The organism is [Clostridium] hylemonae DSM 15053 (genome assembly GCF_008281175.1).
Lineage (GTDB): Bacteria > Bacillota > Clostridia > Lachnospirales > Lachnospiraceae > Extibacter > Extibacter hylemonae.
In genome coordinates this window covers 3088994-3108469 of record NZ_CP036524.1, presented here as the reverse complement: position 1 = coordinate 3108469, position 19476 = coordinate 3088994, and the positions used below count along the sequence as shown (strand labels likewise).

Here is a 19476-nt window from a genome sequence, read left to right as displayed (position 1 = left end):
AATATTCGGGAAGAGGGATATGGAATGAAGACAATAATTATGGCTGGCGGAATGGGTACTAGAATAGCAAGTATAAATTCCTCAGTTCCCAAACCGATGATTACTGTATTGGAAAAACCTATATTGGAATATCAGATAGAGTGTCTTAAAAAACAGGGTTATAAGGATATTATTATTATCATTGGCTATAAAGGGAGCAGATACAGGCATATTTTGGTAACGGCGCAGCTTTTGGTGTGACGATTAATTATATAGTTGAGGAGTCCCCACTCGGGACTGCAGGTGCTTTATATCTGCTTAAAAATAAAATAGTTGAAGATTTTATACTCATTAATGGAGATATTATTTTGATATTGATATTGGCAGATTTGTAAGATATCACAAGCAAAAGAGGGGAAGGCGACAATTTTATACACCCCAACGATCATCCGTTTGACAGTGGTCTGATAAGATCCGATAAAGAAGGAAGGGTTTTGGAATGGCTTTGTAAAGAAGATGAGAGAAAATGGTACAAAAATAGGGTGAACGCAGGAATACATATTTTGTCTTCACAGGTTTTAGATAAAATTACTGAGTTTAAGAAGATGGATTTGGACAGAGACATACTGAAAAATCTGATTTCTGAAGGGATGTTGTACGCATATGACAGCCCTGAATATGTAAAAGACATGGGTACGCCTGAAAGACTGGCAGAGGTTAAGGCTGATATATTATCTGGGAAAGTCAAAGAAAGAAATTTGAAAGAGAAACAAAAGCAATATTTTTAGATAGAGATGGAACAATTAATGAATACGTAGGCTTTTAAAACATATTGACGATTTTAAATTGAAGGCAGGAGTATGTGAAGCTGTACGCTGTATTAATGAATCAGGATATCTGGCAGTTGTAGTTACGAATCAGCCTGTGGTGGCCAGAGGAAGTGACAGTAGACGAATTAGAAGAAATTCACAATAAGATGGAGACACTGCTTGGAACAGAAAGAGCATATGTAGACGCAATATTTTTTTGTCCGCACCATCCAGATAGGGGATATGAGGAGAAGTGCCAGAGTATAAGGTGAAATGTGAATGTAGAAAACCGAGCCCCGGATTGCTGCTCCGTGCAGCGAAAGAGTACAACATTGATTTAAATCAATCGTGGATGATCGGTGATAGTGAAATTGATGTTGAAGCTGGAATAGCGGCGGGATGTAAAGTGGTGAAGCTGGGAGAGGGGAAAAATATTCAGATTTACTTTGCTGCGTTAAGGATATTTTACCACCGTTGAGGACTGAGAATGAATGAAAACAACAAAAGAGAGTGAAACTATTAATTGACAGATATCCTATGCTTGGTATCGTTGAAAAGAGATAGAAGAAGTATTTGATATATTAAAGAACTGTTATAAAGGGGAAAGTTATTAATTGGGGAAATGGGGAAGCGCTGCAGATGCAGAACATATAGTGGGAGAATTAATGAAAGGCTTTAAATCTCAGAGAACGATAGCATCAGATATGCAGGAAAAGTTATGCAATGTCGATAAAGATATGGGAAGAGTACTTGCAGATGATCTACAGGAGCTGCCGGCTATTGCATTGGGAAATCATCTGGCATTGAACAGTGCCTTTGCGAACGATGTAGATGGAGATCAAGTATATGCGCAACAAGTATGGGGATATGGGAAAAGGAAGACGTGTTATGGGCCATATCAACTTCCGGAAATGCATGTAATATTAAATATGCGATAGTTACAGCCAAAGCAAAGGGTATGACTGTTGTAGGACTGACTGGTAAGGATGGTGGGTATTTAGGAGAAAAGGCCGATGTATCGATTATAGTCCCAGAATCTGAAACGTATCTTGTACAGGAATTGCATTTGCCGATATATCACTGTTTGTGTCTTATGCTAGAAGATGAGTTCTTTTGAAAGGAGAATCTGAATATGACTGTTTTAGTTACTGGTGCCGGGGGATGGTTGGCTCGCATTTAATAGAGATAATGAAGCTGGAGGGATAGAAGTAGTAGGAACTTATTATAAACCAACAGTAGATCTAAATGAAATTTCAAATTGTGTAAATCTTATAGAGTGTGATATCAGATATCCAAAGAATATAGAAAGAATAATCAGGCAGTATATGCCCGAACAAATCTATCATTTGGCAGCACAGAGCTATCCGACTGTTTCATGGGAAAAGCCATATGAAACGATGGATGTCAATGTGGGAGGTACAATAGCGGTATTTGAGGCTATTAAAGAACTAAGGAAAACATATCCCAATTACAATCCTATTGTCATAGTGGCATGTTCCAGTGCGGAGTATGGGAAGACATTGGAAGAAATAGAAGACGAAAAGGTAAAAGAAAATGCGCAGTTAAAACCACTTCACCCATATGGAGTAAGTAAAGTGGGGCAGGATCTGATTTCTTATCAGTATTTTGCAAACGACAATATAAGAACTATCAGGGCAAGAATTTTTAACACTACAGGGACGAGGAAGAAAAATGATGTGACTTCTGATTTTACAAATAGAGCTATTAGACAATACTGTGAAAATAAGAAGAATCGGTTTTAACAGTCGGAAACATCTATACAAAACGGGCTATTATGGATGTAAAAGATTTAATTACAGCACTTAGAAGCTTGGCAGAAAAGGGTGTAGCAGGAGAAGTATATAATATTTCATCTGAGAGGGTCTATGAAATCAGCCAAATTATCGAGATAATTGAGCAACAGCTGGGGATACATTTTGAGCTTCGTGTTGATGAAAACTATTACGTCCGACAGACGAAAAAATAATTGTAGGAGATGTAAAAAAGCTTAAAGAGGCAACAGGATGGAAACAGCAGATTAATTTGGAACAGACAATAAAGGAAATGCTGGAATATTGGAAGGACAAATATAATTGACGAGGAGAGAAAAGGCAATGAGGGTTGCAATTATAAGCTTTTCAGATAATGTTGACCATCAGGAAATAATCTATTCTTTATATAGAGAAATTGAGAATAAATCAAATATTTACACGATAGGCATCAGGGATCCCAAGTTTATAGCCGAGTTTGATAATCACAATCTATTTGTTAATGCGCCAAAGAGACCCGGTATCAGTAAGGGGACATTTAATATTAGAGAATATCTAAAACTTCTGCGCATCATAAGGCAATTACATATAGACACTATATATTTTGAATCATTGCATGTGTGGAATCTTCCCTGCTTATATTACTAAGAAAAGTAAAAGTTTCATGTGATTCATGATATTATTCCACATGAAGGTGATCGTCAAGAAAAAGTGCTTAAAGTGTTTAATAGACTGATAGGTATATTTTCTAACTATGTAGTTGTGCATAATAGAAAATACATAGATTACCTTTCAAAGGAGTACAAAGTAAAATTTTCAAACATTAAATTTATAGATATTTACAAAGATTTCGGTAAATATACTCCTTTGCAGCAGACGAAAAGGGTTTTGTTTTTAGGTCGTATAAATCTTTATAAAGGTGTAGAGTATCTGGAAGAGATAATAAAAGAATGCCCGGACTTTCATTTGATATAGTAGGACGGGCACAGAAGAAACAGATGTATATATTAATAATATTAAAAAATATAATAATGTTAACCTGACTCTTGGATATGTAACAAATGAGGAATACTATAAACATTTAAGGAAGCTGAATTGATCATACTCCCGTACAGAACGGCAACACAGTCAGGGGTAGTGATTGATGCCTACAAAGCATCCAGATATGTTGTTGCATTTGATGTAGGGGCGATTGGAGAGCAGATAAAGAATCATATTTCTGGAGAATTAATAGAGAGCGGTAATATAAAAAAATTTAGTCAGGCATTAAATGATTTTTTTGAATTGACATTTGAAGAACGAAAAAAAAGATCATTAGCTGCTTGGGATTACAGGATGAATAAATTTTCTATCCAAAATAATGTGCAGGAATGGATCAAATTGATAAATGAATAGGACGATGTGATGCAGAAGTTTAAAAGAATCTATTATTATATAAAATTGTTTTTTTAAGAGATGGTTATAAAAGAGCTGAGTATTTAAAAAAGAAAAGCATATTTTATAAAATGGGCCGGCATTGCTATTTTGGCCTGTTAGATTCGGAACAGAACCGTGGTTAATAGCTATGGGGACAATGTTCATGTTGCGACGGGGTCTCATTTGTCAATCATGATATAACCTCCTTTATGTTTGAGTGGCAGGAGAATAGAGAATATACGGTAAGACTTGGGTGCATAGAGATCGGTAATAATGTTTTATAGGCTGTAATGCAACAATACTGTACGACACGGTAATAGGAGACAATGTGATTGTAGCTGCCGGTAGTGTAGTAACGGGAAATATACCAGACGGCACTGTAGTTGGTGGTGTGCCGGCAAAGGTTATTGGAGATTATGAAAGTTATAAAGAAAAATAACTAACTATACAAAATGTGTTCCGTGGAAAGGTGATGAAAAACCAGAAGTTGCAACAGGAATGGTTTTGGAAGAGACATCGGGGTTAAAAGATGACGGTATATATAGTGATTTTATTCTAGTTTCAATAATGGCAATAAATGGCTGTAACCGAAGACAGTATAAATTAGCGGGGTGGATGTTGCATTTTGGGGGGCAGTTATATTTCCTGCTGCCATTGCAGTATTAAGAGGAATTACAGTAGGGGCTGATACTAAAAACTATTACGCGTATTACGAAGATATCGTACAGCTGCATACATGGAAGGATTTAAGTTACTATGCGGATAAATACCTGATTGAAACTGGGTATATGATATATAACAAAATACTGGGCTTTTCTTTGAATCAGGACAGACGATCACAATTTGTAATAGTATTCTGTTATTCATAGCATTGACAGTAATGATAAAGAAATATTCTTTAAAACCGATTCTCAGTCTTTTTTATATATTACACTTGGAATATATCAGACTGCTTTAAATATGATACCGAGTAATATTGCCAGTCTTATAGTGATAGGCGGCTTTTGCTTTATACTTGAAAGAAAGTTATGGAAGTTTCTGTTGATAATTGTTCTGGCGATGCAGATGCATCAGAGTGTGTTTATATTTATTGCTTTATATATTCTACATAGCATCAAGTTAACCAGATTTCGAGCGGTTTTATTATTTGGCGCAGGTGGAATTGTGCTTATGCTTTATGACAGACTCCTTCCTGTTATAAGCTTGTTTGTGCCGGATGTTTACCAAAGATATCTTATGACATCGCAGATAACTAATGGTGTAGTTTTCGGTTTTCACATACTTATATTTATTTTTATACTTGTAGTAACAGATTTCAGGAAAGCTGGCAGTAGCTTTAATTTATATTTATGGGCTTTCATTATGGAATTAGAATTTTACTGGCTTTCTTTTCGGCTGGAGATTTTTCCAGGGTATCTTTTTGTTCAGTCCTGTTCTCATTTTACTTGTGCCATTTGTGACCGACAATATGAGATTTGTAAAAAACAAAAAACTTATCAACGGGATATTTTATACGCTTATAGGTGTGCAGTACGTATTGAGATTAAGTATAAATAACATAGGCAGTACGATGCCTTATATGTTTTTCTGGCAGTAGTTTTTATAGAAGGAATATGATTTGTGGAAAAGTGTGGAATTATAACGTTATATCACAAGAATTATAATTATGGGGGCATACTGCAGGCATATGCCATGGTTAAAATTATGGGAGAGCTGGGGTATGATGCAGAAATAATTGATTATTGTCAAAGTTATAAAGCTTTGGTTATCCATAAAATAACGAAATTGCGGATATCGGAGATGTTAAGTATATTCAAGAGAAAATTAGGTCTAAAAGTTTTAAATATACTTTTTCCAGAGATTAAGAAAGGAATAAAAGGCAGATACGTTAATTTTGAAAAGTTTATGGAGAAGATACCGCATAGCGTTACATATAGTGAAAAAATATTGGGAAGTGTAAAGATAGATACAAGATTATTATTGCAGGAAGTGATCAGATTTGGAATCCAAGTTCATGGAATGATATCTATTTTTTAAAGTTTGCTGGTGAGAATACAAAAAAATATCTTATGCAGCATCTATGGGGTAACTGCACTATCTGTTGAAGAAGTGAGTTTTCTTCAACATGCAATTAAAGACTTTGATGCAATCTCAGTGAGAGAATACGAAGCCAAAAAAATTATAGAACAAGTTTGCCATAATTATTGCGAGGTTTGCCTCGACCCAACGTTGCTGTTAAGTGGTGATAGATGGAAAAGATCGGAAATGCATTAAGTATTCAGCGTGGAAAATATGCTTTTGTATATCTGGTCGGTGTTGATAAAGTGCATAGAAGAGTAATCAGGGAATACTGCGACAGAGAACAGATAAAACTTATATCTATTCCACATGCACAAGGACATTATAAAAGGAAGATGAAAAATTTGCACATATAAAATTATATGAAGCAGGTCCGCGGGAATGGATATCCTTAATAGAGAATGCTGACATGGTTTTACAGACAGCTTTCACGGATTGTGCTTTTCGCTTCTGTTACACAGGCAGTTTGTTGTTCTTGACAGAACAGATACTTCTGGAAGAAAGACGGTCAATAATAACCGCCAACAGGGATTATTGGAAAAGTAGGGCTATTAGAACATAAGACAAATGCAAGTCTTGATAATTTTGAAAAATATTAAACAAAGAAATAGATTGGTCATATATTGATGAACAGTTAAGAATTCAGCGGGAACATTCACTACAGTATTTACGCAGTAATACACAAAAGGGATAGTAAAGGTAAGACAATTGAAGATAAAATACAGTAAGTTATTAACAAATCTTTCATATAGTGTAGGAGCAAATATTCTCTCTGTAGTCCTCGGAATGGCGGCAATGCTGATTATTCCCAAATTTATAGGTGGACTCATACGGATATTATCAGTTATATATTTTTTATGTCACATACAGTTCGATTGCAGCATTAGGGTGGCCGGAGAGACTTATCTGGAAATAGGGGAATGTCCTATCAGAATATTAACAGAGAGCATTTCGGCACAGTATCGGCTGCTTTCGATTTCCATGATAACCGTTTTTACTGTCTTATTAGTAATAGTAATTTTAGTCCATTAACTTATGATAAAAAAATTGTTTTTTCTTTTCCTGTCTTGCCGGAGCAGTAGTAAATATTTGGCGTTATCTTCAATTTATCATACAGGCTACAAACAGGATAAAAGAGTATAGTCTGACGATTGTATTATGGAGATTGGTTTCTGTTGGATTTAGCATTTTGGCAGTACTCTGTGGGATGAAAAGTTATATTATGTTAATTTTATTAGATGTAGCAGGAGAGTATTGTCATTGGTTTATGTGATGTTTTGTTGTAAAGATATTATGTTTTTAAAAGAAACATCCATTGGCAGTTACCGAAGGGAAAAGGCAATTCAAAGTGGCTATAAGCTTTTGTTTGCCACTCTGGCAGGAACAGTAATAATTGGCATAACAAGATGGTGTATTGAGAATCACTGGAACATTACAACATTTGCAGAAGTTACGCTTACGATCAGTATTGCGAATGTATTCCTGCAATGCATTAATGCCGTTGCAGTTACACTTTTCCTGCTTTACGAAGGACAGATAAAATGAATTGTTCAAATTATACCCTGTTATTAACAGTGTTGTTGTTATGGGTTTATTTGGCTGTATGATTTTTATTATCCAATGACTAAACTGCTTATTTGGTGGCTGCCACAGTATGAGGCGAGTATGGGATATGCCGCATTTTATGCCAATCTGTGTGTACGAATGTAAGAGCTCGATACTTGTATCTACATATTTAAAACATTACGAGAAGAAAAATATTATTCAGAATCAATCTGGTGTCTGTCGTGCTGGCAGCCATATTGTCTATTGTTACTATTTATATCATGGACAGTCTGATTGGAGCAATGCTTTCTATTCTGATTGTATTGGCATACCGATGTTGTGCCGGGGAAATAAAAATTAGTAAGATTATGAAAAAAATTGTGCAAAATCTATGATAACAGAGACTGTTATGGTAGTTACATTTGTATTAAGCGGAAGTTTGATGGCATGGTCGGGTGTAGTATTGTTCACAGTGATGTACATACTTTTCTTATTCATTTTCAGAGGTGAAGTCAAAGAAATTCGAAACTTATTATTTAGAAAGTAGTTTGTTGACGATCATGTCTGGCAGTTTATGTCGAAATATTTTGATACTCAAACTACTTGACATTTTCTTTTTTACCTATATACTTTGAAAGTCAAATTAATTTAAATTCAAATCATTTGCCACGGACGAAATCGTCTGAATAAATTCAAGAGGACAATCATATGACAGGAACAATATGCGGGACGGGATCGTATGCGCCGTCTTACACAATGGACAACAATGATATTGCAAAGCTTGTAGAGACGAGCGATGAATGGATCAGAGAACGGACAGGCGTTGAGAGGCGGCATATTGCCGGCAAGGAGACGACGGTCTCCATGGCGGTGGAAGCAGGGCGCAGAGCTTGCCAATGCCGGAACTGCACCTGAGGAAGTGGATCTGATCCTTGTGTCCACCATTTCATCCAACGTGCTTCTGCCCTGTGCGGCCTGTGAAGTACAGAAAGAACTTGGCGCGGTTAAAGCCACAGGGTTTGACCTGGGAGGCGCCGCCTGCAGCGGGTTTGTCTTTGCATACAACACAGCCATGGCTTTCCTCGCCTCCGGCGTGTACCGGACGGTACTCGTCATAGGCAGCGAGACATTATCTAATATAACAAACTGGAAAGACCGCGGGACTTGTATCCTTTTCGGCGACGGAGCAGGCGCTGCGGTGCTTAAGGCTTCGGAAGGACAGATGTATAGGCCGGTGACCATTCCGACGGAGCAAAGGGCCGCGCTTACATGTGAGAGCAGATACACAAAGAACTGGAAAGAGATTCAGAGGAGAATACATACATGAAGATGGACGGTCAGGCGGTATTTAAGTTTGCCGTGCGCCGTGTGCCGGAAGTGATCGGGGAGGTACTTGAGGCAAACAGCGTTGCCCCAGGCGATATAAGCTGCTACATTCTGCACCAGGCAAACCGCAGGATCGTAGAGGCAGTGGCAAAGAGGCTTGGCGAACCGGTCGAGAAATTTCCCATGAACCTGCAGGAGTATGGAAACACCTCTTCCGCCAGCATCCCCATACTGCTGGATGAGCTGAACCAAAGCGGCGCTTTGAAAAAAGGCCAGAAAATTGTTCTTGCAGGGTTTGGCCGGGTTGTCCTGGGGGGCTTCCGTGCTGGAATGGTAGTTAGTTACACACGGGAAGCCAATGGCATGATCCCGGGTGAAGCTATAGATGAAAAGAAAAATAATATGAGTAAAAGGAGAATGACAATGTTAGAAAAGATTAAATCAATGGTAGCAGACAATTTAGGAGTAGAGGAGAGCACGATCACAGAGGCATCTTCCTTCAAAGATGACCTGGGCGCAGATTCTCTTGACTTATTTGAGTTAATGATGGCACTGGAAGAAGAATTCGGCGTAGAGATCCCGACAGAAGACTTAGAGCAGATCGTGACGGTCGGAGATGTTATCAAATACGTAGAAGCACACAAATAATCAGAACGAAAAAGCGAGGTTGGCAGTATGAAGACAGAAGTAACCAGGTTATTGGGAATTGAATATCCGATCATTCAGGGAGGCATGGCATGGGTCGCAGAGTACCATCTGGCGGCAGGTGTATCCGAGGCCGGCGGACTGGGACTTATCGGTGCGGCAGCGCCCCGCTGACTGGGTGAGAGACCAGGTCAGAGAGGCAAAAAAGCTGACAGATAAACCGTTTGGGGTAAATATCATGCTTATGAGTCCGTATGCGGACGAGGTGGCAAAAGTGATCGTAGAAGAAGGCGTGAAGGTTGTCACGACCGGAGCGGGCAATCCTGAGAAATACATGAAAATGTGGAAAGAAGCAGGAGTGAAGGTGATTCCTGTGGTTGCTTCTGTGGCCCTTGCAAAACGGATGGAGCGCTGCGCAGACGCGGTCGTGGCAGAAGGCTGTGAGGCCGGCGGGCATATCGGTGAGAATACGACTATGGTGCTCGTGCCGCAGATCGTGGACGCGGTGAATATCCCTGTCATAGCGGCAGGCGGCATCGCGGACGGAAGAGGCGCGGCCGCGGCATTTATGCTCGGAGCACAGGAATACAGATGGGGACACATTTTGTGGTGACAGATGAGTCCATTGTACATGACAATTATAAAGAAAGAATCATCAAAGCGAAGGATATTGATTCCAGAGTTACAGGAAGAACGACCGGACATCCGGTGCGTGCGCTTCGCAATGAAATGACGAAGAAATATATTGAACTTGAAAACAGCGGAGCAAGTTTTGAAGAACTGGAGCATCTTACGCTCGGCGGACTGAGGAAAGCAGTGGTGGACGGTGATGTGAAAACGGAAGCGTCATGGCGGGCAGATCGCCGGTATGGTGAAAGAGAGAATGTCCTGCAAAGAGCTGATCCAGAAGCTGGTAAGTGAGACAGACGCGCTTATAAAAGGAGCAGAGGTTTATGAGTAAGATTGCATTTATCTATCCGGGACAGGGTGCGCAGAAGGCCGGAATGGGGCTGATTTCTATGAAAAGAGCCCCGTCGCCCGGGACATATACGACAGAGCATCCGACGCGCTTGGATTAGACATGAAGGCGTTGTGCTTTGAGGAAAATGAAAACTTGATCTGACAGAATATACACAGGCGGCACTCGTGACGACGTGTCTTACGATCACGGAGGCATTGAAGGATGTGACAGAAGGCGCAGGCCACACGTACGGCAGCGGGAATCTGACCCCGTCTGTAACGGCAGGCCTCAGTCTCGGGGAGTATTGCGCCATCGCCGCGGCAGGAGGGATGGACGTTATAGATGCGGTCCGTCTTGTGCGAAAGCGCGGCATATTGATGCAGAATACCGTGCCGGCAGGCGAAGGAGCTATGGCGGCCATCCTCGGTATGACAGGGGAAGCTATTGAACACGTGCTCGACGGCATGGACAACGTTACGATAGCCAACTACAATTGTCCGGGGCAGATCGTGATCACCGGTGAGACAAAAGCAGTGGAAGCTGCATGTGCAGCGTTAAAAGAGGCGGGGCAAAGAGAGCGGTCGCGCTTAATGTAAGCGGACCATTTCACTCTCCGATGCTCAGAGACGCAGGAAACAGGCTTGCAGAGGAACTTGAAGCGGTGGAGCTTTCCAAACTTAGGATACCGTATGTGACGAACGTAACGGCAGAAAAGGTGGCGGATATAGCAGATACGAAAGCATTGCTGGCCAGGCAGGTGAGCATGCCGGTGCGGTGGCAGCAGTGCGTGGAGACCATGACGGCGGACAAAGTGGATACCTTTATTGAGATCGGACCGGGCAGGACACTGGCCGGATTTATGAAAAAATAAACCGGGATGTCGAGGTATACAACATCGCAGAGTGGTCTGATATAGAAAAAGTGATCAGTGAGATAGAAGGAGAGACGGCATGGAAGGAAAAGTAGCACTTGTGACAGGAGGTTCCCGCGGCATAGGAAGGGCGATCGCGCTTGCACTTGCCGACGGAGGGCGACAGTAGTGATCAACTATAACGGCTCCCGGATAAGGCAATGGACTTAAAGCAGGAGATCGAAAGCAAAGGCGGCAGGGCAGAGATATACCAGTGCAATGTGTCTGATTTTGCAAAATGCGAAGAGCTGATCCAGGAATCGTAAAGCAGTTCGGCAGTCTGGACATTCTGTGAATAATGCCGGCATTACGAAAGACGGACTGCTTATGAAGATGACGGAAGAAGATTTTGATCAAGTGATCGATGTCAATTTAAAAGGCGCGTTCAATACGATCCGCTTTGCCTCCCGGCAGATGCTGAAGCAGAAGAGCGGAAGGATCATCAATCTGTCTTCTGTCGTGGGTGTCGCGGGCAATGCAGGCCAGGCAAACTATGCGTCTTCCAAAGCCGGAGTCATCGGCCTTACAAAAGCCGCGGCAAAAGAGCTGGCGTCCCGGGGAATCACAGTCAATGCCATAGCCTGGTTTTATCGAGACAGATATGACAGACGCTCTGCCGGAAAAGGTAAAAGAAGCGTCCGTGTCCCAGATACCGCTCGCACGATTCGGCAAAGCAGAGGAGGTCGCGGCGCTGGCGGCATTTCTCGCGTCAGAGGCGGCCGGATATATTACCGGACAGGTCATTCATGTGGACGGCGGCATGGTAATGTAACATAAGTGAAATGATAGAGGAGACAGTCGATATGAAGAAAAGAGTTGTGGTTACAGGACTGGGAGCAGTGACGCCGATAGGCAATTCGGTGGAAGAATTCTGGTCCGGTGTCAAGGAATCAAAGGTAGGGATCGGTGAGATAACGAAATTTGATACAACAGAATATAAAGTGAAGCTTGCTGCGGAGGTGAAGGACTTCTCTGCAAAAGAATACATGGATTTTAAAGCTGCCAAGCGGATGGAGTTATTCTCCCAGTATGCGGTAGCCGCCGCTCTGGAGGCATATGAAGATTCGGGGTTGATATAGAAAAGAAGATCCCTACCGGGCGGGCGTGATCGTAGGTTCAGGCATAGGCAGCCTGCAGCGGGTCGAGCAGGAACATACTAAGATCAGGGAAAGGGGCCCGGACGGGTGAATCCGCTTATGGTCCCGCTTATGATATCCAACATGGCGGCTGGAAATATTTCCATACAGCTTGGTTTCAAGGAAAATGCACGAATGTAGTGACTGCGTGCGCCTCAGGGACCAACTGTATCGGAGATGCCTATCGGGCGATCCAGTACGGTGACGCCGATATGATGATCGCAGGCGGGACCGAGAGCTGCATCTGTCCTACAGGTGTCGCGGGATTCACGAGTCTGACTGCGCTCTCTACGTCCACAGATCCGAAGCGGGCGTCCATACCGTTTGACAGGGACAGAGACGGCTTTGTTCTCGGAGAAGGGGCCGGCGTCGTCATGCTGGAAGAACTGGAGCATGCAAAGAGACGCGGGGCAGACATATACGCTGAAGTTGTGGGCTACGGCTCCACTGGAGACGCCTATCATATCACATCTCCGGCAGAGGACGGAAGCGGCTGCAAAGGCGATGAGCCTTGCAATGGAAGAAGGCGGGATCGAACCGGCGCAGGTAGACTATATCAATGCACACGGAACGAGCACACATCACAACGATCTCTTTGAGACGAGGGCGATTGAGCTGGCGCTTGGAGATGCGGCAAAAGACGTCGTGGTCAATTCCACAAAATCTATGATCGGGCATCTTCTCGGAGCGGCCGGAGGTGTGGAATTTATCACCTGTGTCAAATCCATACAGGACGGATATATCCATCAGACAGTCGGCACAGAGAATGTGGATGAGAACTGCGGCCTGAACTATGCGGTCGGTGCGCCGGTGGAGAAAGATCTCACATATGTCCTCACGAATTCCCTCGGGTTCGGCGGGCACAATGCAACCTTATTAGTCAGGAAATACGAAGGTTAGAAAGGACTTGAAGATCATGGAATTTGAAAATCTCTTATCACTTATAGAAGCCGTATCAGAGTCAGAACTGACCGGATTAAAATACGAAGAAAACGGGTGCGGCTGCACCTCACCAAAAGCAGGATAAAATACAGGTGGTTACGGCAGAACCTGCCGCTGTAACCGGACGGCCGCAGCAGACAGTGAAGGCGGAGCACTTTGGGCGCCGCGGCGCAGAACGAGGCCAAGATGCCGGCAAGAGCGGACGGCAGTATCGTGGAATCTCCTCTTGTAGGAACATTCTATACCGCGCCGTCAGAGGAGTCTCCGGCGTTTGTAAGCGTCGGAGATACGTGAAAAAGGGCCAGACGCTGGCGATAGTGGAAGCAATGAAATTAATGAATGAGATAGAGAGCGATTATGACGGTACCGTCACGGAAATCCTGGCAGAAAACGGCCAGCCGGTAGAATATGGCCAGCCGTTATTCCGTATCTGTTAATCACGTTCTGAAGGAGGAAATATGAATCATTTGGACATCAGTCAGATCAAGGAGATCATTCCTCACCGTCATCCGTTTCTTCTGGTTGACTATATCGAGGATTATGAGCCGGGGCAGTACGCGGTCGGCTATAAATGCGTCACTTACAGAGAGGATTTTTTGCCGGACATTTTCCGCAGGAGCCTGTGATGCCCGGAGTCCTTACCGTGGAGGCGCTTGCGCAGGTAGGCGCTGTGGCTATTTTGAGCCAGGAGGAGTGCAAAGGGAAGATCGCATACTTCGGCGGGATCAACAAATGCAAGTTCAAAGGGAAGATCGTTCCCGGGGACAAGGTACGCCTGGAGACGAAGATCATCAAGCAGAAAGGTCCTGTCGGCGTTGGAGAAGCGACAGCTTCCGTGGACGGCAAAACAGTGGTAAGCGCAGAACTGACATTTATGATTGGATAGGTGAGTTACATGATTAAGAAAATATTGATTGCCAACCGCGGTGAGATCGCGGTGCGTATTATCCGTGCATGCCGGGAAATGGGAATTGAGACGGTGGCGGTATATTCAGAGGCGGATAAGGATGCCCTTCACACCCAGCTTGCCGATGAGGCTGTCTGTATCGGTCCCGCGCCTTCAAGCGACAGCTATCTGAGCATGGACCGGATCATCAGTGCGACGATCATCACAGGCGCGGACGCGATCCATCCGGGATTTGGCTTTTGTCTGAAAACAGTAAGTTCGCCGAACTGTGTGAACAGTGCAGTATCACATTCATAGGTCCGATTCCAGTGATCGCCCGGCTTGGCAACAAGCAGGAGGCGAGAAATACGATGACGGCGGCGGGCGTTCCGGTGATACCGGGCAGCACAGAGCCCATATTCGACGCGGAAACCGGGGCCGCGGCAGCAGATGAGATCGGTTATCCGGTCATTGTAAAGGCGGCGTCGGCGGAGGCGGCAAAGGGATGCGTGTGGCGGAGACGCCGGCGGACTTTACAGGCGTTTCAGACGGCCCAGAAGGAGACCCAGATGGCGTTTGGCGACAATACAATGTATATTGAACACTTTGTACAGCAGCCAAGGACATAGAGTTCCAGATACTGGCGGACAGCCAGGGTCATGTGATCCATCTCGGAGAGCGCGACTGTTCGATCCAGCGGAATCACCAGAAGATGATCGAGGAATCGCCTTCTGTGGCGCTGGACGACGGGCTCAGGAAGAAGATGGGCGACGCGGCAGTGAAAGCGGCGAAGGCGGCCGGATATGTCAATGCAGGGACCATCGAATTTCTGCTGGAGAAAAGCGGGAACTTTTATTTTATGGAAATGAATACGCGGATCCAGGTGGAGCATCCGGTGACCGAGTGGGTCACAGGCATTGACCTGATCAAAGAGCAGATCCGCATTGCGTCCGGCAGGCCTCTTTCTTACACACAGGATGAGATACAGCTTACAGGCCACGCGATCGAGTGCAGGATCAATGCAGAAAATCCTTCCAAAGGCTTCCGGCCGTCACCGGGAACGATCACAGATATGTATCTCCCGGGCGGCAAAGGCATCCGGATCGATTCTGCGATCTACAGCGGATACACGATTCCGCCGTATTATGACTCCATGGTGGCAAAGCTCATCGTGTGGGCCAAGAACAGAAAAGAGGCCATACGAAAGATGCAGAGCTCTCGGAGAAGTGATCATCGAGGAATTGATACGAACGTAGACTATCAGTATGATATTTTAAGCCACCCGGATTATCAGGCAGGCAATATTGACATTGAATTTATCGAGAAAATGTAAAGGTGAGCTCCTATGAAATTAGAAAATATGTTCAAGAAGACAAGGCTTTCTTCCAGCCGGAAGAGTTATATTTCTCTGAAAGAAGCGAGGCCGGAAGTGCCGCAGGGACTTTGAGAAAATGTAATAAATGCGGCGGGCGATCATTACCGAAGATGTAAAGGCAGGCAGCTACATTTGTCCGAAATGCGGCGGTTATTTCCGTGTACACGCATACCGCAGGATAGAGATGACTGCCGACGAAGGTACATTTGAAGAATGGGACAGGGGACTTACAACGAGAATCCGCTGGACTACAAAGGGTATGAAGAGAAACTGGATCAGCTTAAGGAGAAGACAGGACTCGAGGAGGCTGTGGTCACCGGCAAAGCGTGCATCGACGGCACAGAGACGGTGATCGGCGTGTGCGACGGCCGTTTTCTCATGGCGAGTATGGGAGAGGTTGTCGGAGAGAAGATAGCAAGAGCGGTGGAACGCGCCACGAAGGAAAACTTCCGGTCATTTTATTTGCCTGTTCGGGCGGAGCCAGGATGCAGGAGGATCACGTCCCTGATGCAGATGGCCAAGACGTCGGCTGCGCTGAAAAGACACAGCGATGCGGGCGGGCTGTACATCAGTGTGCTGACCGACCCGACGACCGGCGGCGTGACGGCAAGCTTTGCCATGCTGGGCGATATTATACTGGCAGAGCCGGGCGCGCTGATCGGATTTGCAGGACCCAGGGTCATAGAGCAGACGATCGGGCAGAAGCTGCCAAAGGATTCCAGCGTTCGGAGTTTCTTCTTGAACATGGCTTCATCGACGGCATTGTAGAGCGTCCGCAGATGAAGGATACGCTTTCACGTATATTAAAGCTTCATGCGTCCGGGACTGAAACGGCTGGAAGCTGTGCGGACGATACTGCCGGGGCGGAAGTAAGTACGGCGCAGCACAACAAGGTGGCGTCTGCCTGGGACAGAGTGGAACTGTCACGGATGAAAGACCGTCCGGTCGGTGAAGACTATATTCAGGCCATGTTTACAGACTTTATCGAATTTCACGGAGACAGGTGCTTTGCAGACGACAAAGCGGTCATCGGTGGAGTTGGAAGATTTAATGGACGCCCGGTAACCGTTATCGCTCAGGCGAAAGGGACGAACACAAAGGAAAATATTGAGCGTAATTTCGGCATGCCGTCTCCGGACGGGTACCGGAAAGCGCTGCAGCTTATGAAGCAGGCGGAGAAGTTTGGCCGCCCGGTCATCTGTTTTGTAGATACGCCGGGGCGTTCTGCGGTCTGGAAGCGGAGGAGCGGGGGCAGGGCGAGGCGATCGCCAGAAGCATATATGAAATGTCCGCCCTTAGAGTTCCCGTATTATCGATCATCATCGGAGAAGGCGGAAGCGGAGGACGCCGCCATGGCTACTTCAGATGAGGTGTGGATGCTGGAAAACTCAGTGTACTCTATCTTGTCGCCGGAAGGATTTGCCAGTATTCTCTGGAAGGACAGCACGCGGGCAAAAGAAGCGGCGGAAGTGATGAAGCTTACGGCAGGCGATCTGCTTCAGGCGCGTATTGTGGAACAAATCGTGAAAGAGCCGGGTCACTATACGGTCCAGAATATGAAAGAGGTTACGTCAAAGCTTAAGAAATATATGGAGAGATTTCTCGGAACGTACGGGCAGATGTCGGAGGAAGAACTGACGGAGCACAGGTACATGCGTTTCCGCAGAATGTAGGAGAGGTCATATGAAAACAGCACCGTTGATCATGGGGAATATCAAAGCAGAGCTGCCGGTCATACAGGGCGGCATGGGCGTCGGGATCAGTCTGGGCGGCCTGGCCGCAGCTGTGGCAAAGGAAGGCGGCGTCGGTATCATATCTGCCGCTCAGATCGGCTTCCGGAAGCTGATTTTGACAGGAACACGCTGGAAGCCAACTTAAGGGCAATGAAGAAGGAGTACGTAAAGCGCGCCGGATCGCGCCGGAGGGTGTGATCGGATTTAATATCATGGTGGCGATGCGTCACTATGATGCTTATGTGCGCGCGGCGATAGAGGCGGGAGCGGACTTGATCATATCCGGCGCCGGCCTGCCGACGGAGCTTCCGAGGATCGCCGGTGACGCAGAGATAAAACTGGCCCCATCGTTTCCACGGACAAATCCGCTCAGGTCATCTTAAAGTATTGGGACAGGAAATATGCCCGCGTCCCGGACCTGCTTGTCATAGAAGGGCCGCAGGCCGGCGGCCACCTCGGCTTCACGAAGGAGCAGCTTGAGATGTATGACAGCGAGGCTTACGATGCCGAGATTTTGAAGATCTTGGATACGGTAAAAAATATGAGCATAAATATGGCAGGAAGATACCGGTTGCTGTCGCAGGAGGGATAGAGACTGCAGCACAGGCTGCGCATGCATTTTCCCTCGGCGCAGACGCGGTACAGGTGGCAAGCAGATTTGTCACCACAGAAGAGTGTGACGCAGATATCCGCTATAAAGAGGCATACCTGAAGGCAGAGCGGGAAGATGTTGTCATAGTGAAAAGTCCTGTAGGAATGCCGGGAAGAGCGATAAAGAATGCATTTATGGAACGGGTGATGTCAGGGAGCAGATCCCGCACAGTCCGTGCCACGGCTGCCTTCACAAATGCAGACCGGATGAGATCCCGTACTGCATTACAGATGCGCTCGTCCATGCGGCCAAAGGAGAGGTGGAGGATGCCCTTTATTCTGCGGCCAACGCATATAAAGCAGATCGGATAGAAACCGTAAAAGAAGTGATTGATTCTCTTCTGCCTGAGAAGGTATAATATTAAGCAGGTAAATGTTGATGGTATTCAAAGAGGAGCGTAAGATGGAAAACGCTTATAAGACAATTAACCATATTCTTGTAAACTTGATCAATGAAATATGGGAGCTGGAAGAAAAGGCGATCATTACGGAAGAGTTTAAGGACCTGACGAACAATGACATGCATGTGATAGAGGCGGTCGGCCTCGGGGAAGGCAATAATATGTCCGCCATAGCCCGAAAGCTTGGCATCACAGTAGGTTCTCTCACGACAGCCATGAACAGTCTTGTGAATAAAAAATACGTGGAGCGCAGAAGAAGTGAGGAAGACAGACGGGTCGTGTATGTAAAGCTGACGAATAAGGGCGTCGGCGCATACCGGCATCACGAAGATTACCACCGTCAAATGACACAGGCCATACTCGACAAGCTTGGTGAAGACGAGATACCTGTTCTTGTGAAGACGCTGGATGCGCTGGACGAATTTTCTGTGGTTACAGCCAGCCGGGACAGTCAGGCGGAAGGCCGGGAAGGTTAAGGCGGCGGAGACGGCGGCCAGACAGAGGCGGCGTTAGGGCAGAAGGAGCGTTAGGGCAGAAGAGACGCTAAGGCAGAAGGACGTTAAGGCAGAAGGAGCGTTAAGGCAGAAGGGCGTTAAAGCAGCAGAATCATCGGGAGATGGGCAGGAGAGAGCAAAATGGTAAAGGCGTAATTTTGATATGGACGGTACGATGTTCGACACAGAGCATTTATCTACCGTAACATGGCAGATGACCGGGGAGAAACTGAAGCTGGATATCAATGACAAGTTTATTGAAAGCTTTCGGGGCGGGAACCCGGCCCAGATAAGAAAGTTATTTCATGAGGCGCTTGGGCCGGATGTGGATTATGATCATGTGAAGGAAGTAAAGCATGCGTTTTTTGAAATGCTTACTGAAAAGACGGAATACCAATCAAAAGGGTTTGTTTGAGCTG

At 45.0% G+C, this 19476-nt stretch carries 24 protein-coding genes and 11 pseudogenes; all 35 read left to right on the top strand.

What is annotated here, in order from left to right; genetic code table 11:
* The first annotated feature begins 24 nt into the window (after positions 1-24).
* The 35 genes and pseudogenes from LAJLEIBI_RS18770 to LAJLEIBI_RS18415 all read left to right on the top strand — a co-directional run bounded on the left by LAJLEIBI_RS18770 (position 25) and on the right by LAJLEIBI_RS18415 (position 19472).
* Complete coding sequence (locus LAJLEIBI_RS18770; RefSeq protein ID WP_279232017.1) at positions 25-240, top strand: nucleotidyltransferase family protein; 216 nt, start codon at positions 25-27, stop codon at positions 238-240.
* Positions 237-767: pseudogene (locus LAJLEIBI_RS19165) on the top strand (nucleotidyltransferase family protein). The gene LAJLEIBI_RS18770 and the pseudogene LAJLEIBI_RS19165 overlap by 4 nt, the downstream one beginning before the upstream one ends.
* Positions 768-1041: 274 nt before the next feature.
* The gene (locus LAJLEIBI_RS18470; protein WP_243133320.1) at positions 1042-1266 is read left to right on the top strand and encodes an HAD-IIIA family hydrolase; all 225 of its coding nucleotides are present in this window, start codon (positions 1042-1044) and stop codon (positions 1264-1266) included.
* A gap of 136 nt (positions 1267-1402) precedes the next feature.
* Positions 1403-1726 (top strand): hypothetical protein, encoded by a 324-nt coding sequence (locus tag LAJLEIBI_RS19160; RefSeq protein WP_330580769.1) that lies wholly within the window; start codon positions 1403-1405, stop codon positions 1724-1726.
* Positions 1648-1905 (top strand): SIS domain-containing protein, encoded by a 258-nt coding sequence (locus tag LAJLEIBI_RS19640; RefSeq protein WP_334296342.1) that lies wholly within the window; start codon positions 1648-1650, stop codon positions 1903-1905. The genes LAJLEIBI_RS19160 and LAJLEIBI_RS19640 overlap by 79 nt, the downstream gene beginning before the upstream one ends.
* A gap of 34 nt (positions 1906-1939) precedes the next feature.
* On the top strand, positions 1940-2551 hold the full coding sequence (locus tag LAJLEIBI_RS18465; protein WP_243133319.1) for a GDP-mannose 4,6-dehydratase: 612 nt from the start codon (positions 1940-1942) through the stop codon (positions 2549-2551).
* Positions 2552-2583: 32 nt separating this feature from the next.
* Positions 2584-2775 carry a hypothetical protein gene (locus LAJLEIBI_RS18460; protein WP_243133318.1) on the top strand — a complete coding sequence of 64 codons (192 nt, stop codon included), beginning with the start codon at positions 2584-2586 and terminating at the stop codon, positions 2773-2775.
* A complete protein-coding gene (locus tag LAJLEIBI_RS19635) occupies positions 2772-2885 on the top strand; it encodes a hypothetical protein (RefSeq protein ID WP_334296346.1) in 114 nt (37 codons plus the stop codon). Before LAJLEIBI_RS18460 ends, LAJLEIBI_RS19635 begins: the two co-directional genes overlap by 4 nt.
* A gap of 764 nt (positions 2886-3649) precedes the next feature.
* Positions 3650-3952 (top strand): annotated as a pseudogene (locus LAJLEIBI_RS14505) (glycosyltransferase); the annotation flags it as partial.
* Positions 3953-4253: 301 nt separating this feature from the next.
* Positions 4254-4412, top strand: a complete 159-nt coding sequence (locus LAJLEIBI_RS19155; RefSeq protein ID WP_330580834.1) for an acyltransferase — start codon at positions 4254-4256, stop codon at positions 4410-4412.
* A 172-nt stretch (positions 4413-4584) separates the two neighbouring features.
* A complete protein-coding gene (locus LAJLEIBI_RS14495; protein ID WP_149301938.1) occupies positions 4585-4842 on the top strand; it encodes a hypothetical protein in 258 nt (85 codons plus the stop codon).
* Positions 4835-5530 carry an EpsG family protein gene (locus LAJLEIBI_RS19850; protein WP_416390466.1) on the top strand — a complete coding sequence of 232 codons (696 nt, stop codon included), beginning with the start codon at positions 4835-4837 and terminating at the stop codon, positions 5528-5530. Before LAJLEIBI_RS14495 ends, LAJLEIBI_RS19850 begins: the two co-directional genes overlap by 8 nt.
* A gap of 63 nt (positions 5531-5593) precedes the next feature.
* The gene (locus tag LAJLEIBI_RS14485; RefSeq protein ID WP_149301936.1) at positions 5594-6010 is read left to right on the top strand and encodes a glycosyltransferase family protein; all 417 of its coding nucleotides are present in this window, start codon (positions 5594-5596) and stop codon (positions 6008-6010) included.
* 212 nt (positions 6011-6222) lie between these two features.
* A complete protein-coding gene (locus LAJLEIBI_RS14480) occupies positions 6223-6408 on the top strand; it encodes a hypothetical protein (protein ID WP_149301935.1) in 186 nt (61 codons plus the stop codon).
* A gap of 904 nt (positions 6409-7312) precedes the next feature.
* On the top strand, positions 7313-7597 hold the full coding sequence (locus tag LAJLEIBI_RS14475) for a hypothetical protein (RefSeq protein WP_149301934.1): 285 nt from the start codon (positions 7313-7315) through the stop codon (positions 7595-7597).
* A 708-nt stretch (positions 7598-8305) separates the two neighbouring features.
* Complete coding sequence (locus LAJLEIBI_RS19940; RefSeq protein ID WP_330580768.1) at positions 8306-8512, top strand: hypothetical protein; 207 nt, start codon at positions 8306-8308, stop codon at positions 8510-8512.
* Entirely contained in the window at positions 8436-8924 is a 489-nt protein-coding gene (locus LAJLEIBI_RS19935) for a hypothetical protein (RefSeq protein ID WP_330580767.1), read from the top strand. Before LAJLEIBI_RS19940 ends, LAJLEIBI_RS19935 begins: the two co-directional genes overlap by 77 nt.
* Positions 8921-9163: pseudogene (locus tag LAJLEIBI_RS19930) on the top strand (3-oxoacyl-[acyl-carrier-protein] synthase III C-terminal domain-containing protein); the annotation flags it as partial. The gene LAJLEIBI_RS19935 and the pseudogene LAJLEIBI_RS19930, both read left to right, overlap by 4 nt.
* 183 nt (positions 9164-9346) lie before the next feature.
* Positions 9347-9571, top strand: coding sequence for an acyl carrier protein (locus tag LAJLEIBI_RS19625; RefSeq protein ID WP_040434948.1), 225 nt, complete (start codon positions 9347-9349; stop codon positions 9569-9571).
* A 27-nt stretch (positions 9572-9598) separates the two neighbouring features.
* Positions 9599-10529 (top strand): annotated as a pseudogene (gene fabK, locus LAJLEIBI_RS19620) (enoyl-[acyl-carrier-protein] reductase FabK).
* Positions 10522-11495 (top strand): annotated as a pseudogene (fabD, locus tag LAJLEIBI_RS19615) (ACP S-malonyltransferase). Before fabK ends, fabD begins: the two co-directional pseudogenes overlap by 8 nt.
* Positions 11480-12211: pseudogene (gene fabG / locus LAJLEIBI_RS19610) on the top strand (3-oxoacyl-[acyl-carrier-protein] reductase). The pseudogenes fabD and fabG overlap by 16 nt, the downstream one beginning before the upstream one ends.
* A gap of 31 nt (positions 12212-12242) precedes the next feature.
* Positions 12243-12518: a beta-ketoacyl synthase N-terminal-like domain-containing protein gene (locus LAJLEIBI_RS18755; protein WP_279232015.1), complete on the top strand. Its 276-nt coding sequence runs from the start codon at positions 12243-12245 to the stop codon at positions 12516-12518.
* A gap of 197 nt (positions 12519-12715) precedes the next feature.
* Positions 12716-12913 (top strand): annotated as a pseudogene (locus LAJLEIBI_RS19605) (beta-ketoacyl synthase N-terminal-like domain-containing protein); the annotation flags it as partial.
* A gap of 55 nt (positions 12914-12968) precedes the next feature.
* The gene (locus LAJLEIBI_RS18745) at positions 12969-13475 is read left to right on the top strand and encodes a beta-ketoacyl-[acyl-carrier-protein] synthase family protein (RefSeq protein ID WP_279232014.1); all 507 of its coding nucleotides are present in this window, start codon (positions 12969-12971) and stop codon (positions 13473-13475) included.
* Between the two features lie 246 nt (positions 13476-13721).
* Positions 13722-13954: pseudogene (gene accB, locus LAJLEIBI_RS19600) on the top strand (acetyl-CoA carboxylase biotin carboxyl carrier protein); the annotation flags it as partial.
* 21 nt (positions 13955-13975) lie between these two features.
* A pseudogene (gene fabZ, locus LAJLEIBI_RS19595) lies at positions 13976-14403 on the top strand (3-hydroxyacyl-ACP dehydratase FabZ).
* A 9-nt stretch (positions 14404-14412) separates the two neighbouring features.
* Positions 14413-14721 (top strand): biotin carboxylase N-terminal domain-containing protein, encoded by a 309-nt coding sequence (locus tag LAJLEIBI_RS18440; protein WP_243133317.1) that lies wholly within the window; start codon positions 14413-14415, stop codon positions 14719-14721.
* A 53-nt stretch (positions 14722-14774) separates the two neighbouring features.
* Positions 14775-15310, top strand: a pseudogene (locus tag LAJLEIBI_RS19845) (ATP-binding protein); the annotation flags it as partial.
* Complete coding sequence (locus LAJLEIBI_RS18430) at positions 15287-15736, top strand: ATP-binding protein (protein WP_416390465.1); 450 nt, start codon at positions 15287-15289, stop codon at positions 15734-15736. The pseudogene LAJLEIBI_RS19845 and the gene LAJLEIBI_RS18430, both read left to right, overlap by 24 nt.
* Before the next feature lie 255 nt (positions 15737-15991).
* Positions 15992-16546, top strand: a complete 555-nt coding sequence (locus LAJLEIBI_RS18425) for an acetyl-CoA carboxylase carboxyltransferase subunit beta (protein ID WP_243133314.1) — start codon at positions 15992-15994, stop codon at positions 16544-16546.
* An 11-nt stretch (positions 16547-16557) separates the two neighbouring features.
* Positions 16558-17451, top strand: coding sequence for a carboxyl transferase domain-containing protein (locus LAJLEIBI_RS18420; RefSeq protein WP_243133313.1), 894 nt, complete (start codon positions 16558-16560; stop codon positions 17449-17451).
* 10 nt (positions 17452-17461) lie between these two features.
* Positions 17462-18521 (top strand): annotated as a pseudogene (locus tag LAJLEIBI_RS19590) (NAD(P)H-dependent flavin oxidoreductase).
* A 44-nt stretch (positions 18522-18565) separates the two neighbouring features.
* The gene (locus LAJLEIBI_RS14415) at positions 18566-19039 is read left to right on the top strand and encodes a MarR family winged helix-turn-helix transcriptional regulator (protein ID WP_149301933.1); all 474 of its coding nucleotides are present in this window, start codon (positions 18566-18568) and stop codon (positions 19037-19039) included.
* 181 nt (positions 19040-19220) lie between these two features.
* The gene (locus LAJLEIBI_RS18415) at positions 19221-19472 is read left to right on the top strand and encodes an HAD family hydrolase (protein ID WP_243133312.1); all 252 of its coding nucleotides are present in this window, start codon (positions 19221-19223) and stop codon (positions 19470-19472) included.
* Positions 19473-19476 lie beyond the last annotated feature (4 nt).

Excerpts from the sequence above, each read along its gene's own strand:
- LAJLEIBI_RS18770 (WP_279232017.1), top strand. The coding sequence starts at position 25 with ATGAAGACAATAATTATGGCTGGCGGAATGGGTACTAGAATAGCAAGT.
- LAJLEIBI_RS19640 (WP_334296342.1), top strand. The coding sequence starts at position 1,648 with ATGGGGATATGGGAAAAGGAAGACGTGTTATGGGCCATATCAACTTCC.
- LAJLEIBI_RS18460 (WP_243133318.1), top strand. The coding sequence starts at position 2,584 with ATGGATGTAAAAGATTTAATTACAGCACTTAGAAGCTTGGCAGAAAAG.
- LAJLEIBI_RS14480 (WP_149301935.1), top strand. The coding sequence starts at position 6,223 with ATGGAAAAGATCGGAAATGCATTAAGTATTCAGCGTGGAAAATATGCT.
- LAJLEIBI_RS19940 (WP_330580768.1), top strand. The coding sequence starts at position 8,306 with ATGACAGGAACAATATGCGGGACGGGATCGTATGCGCCGTCTTACACA.
- LAJLEIBI_RS19625 (WP_040434948.1), top strand. The coding sequence starts at position 9,347 with ATGTTAGAAAAGATTAAATCAATGGTAGCAGACAATTTAGGAGTAGAG.
- LAJLEIBI_RS18755 (WP_279232015.1), top strand. The coding sequence starts at position 12,243 with ATGAAGAAAAGAGTTGTGGTTACAGGACTGGGAGCAGTGACGCCGATA.
- LAJLEIBI_RS18745 (WP_279232014.1), top strand. The coding sequence starts at position 12,969 with ATGCAAAGAGACGCGGGGCAGACATATACGCTGAAGTTGTGGGCTACG.
- LAJLEIBI_RS18440 (WP_243133317.1), top strand. The coding sequence starts at position 14,413 with ATGATTAAGAAAATATTGATTGCCAACCGCGGTGAGATCGCGGTGCGT.
- LAJLEIBI_RS18425 (WP_243133314.1), top strand. The coding sequence starts at position 15,992 with ATGGGACAGGGGACTTACAACGAGAATCCGCTGGACTACAAAGGGTAT.
- LAJLEIBI_RS18420 (WP_243133313.1), top strand. The coding sequence starts at position 16,558 with ATGAAGGATACGCTTTCACGTATATTAAAGCTTCATGCGTCCGGGACT.
- LAJLEIBI_RS14415 (WP_149301933.1), top strand. The coding sequence starts at position 18,566 with ATGGAAAACGCTTATAAGACAATTAACCATATTCTTGTAAACTTGATC.
- LAJLEIBI_RS18415 (WP_243133312.1), top strand. The coding sequence starts at position 19,221 with ATGGACGGTACGATGTTCGACACAGAGCATTTATCTACCGTAACATGG.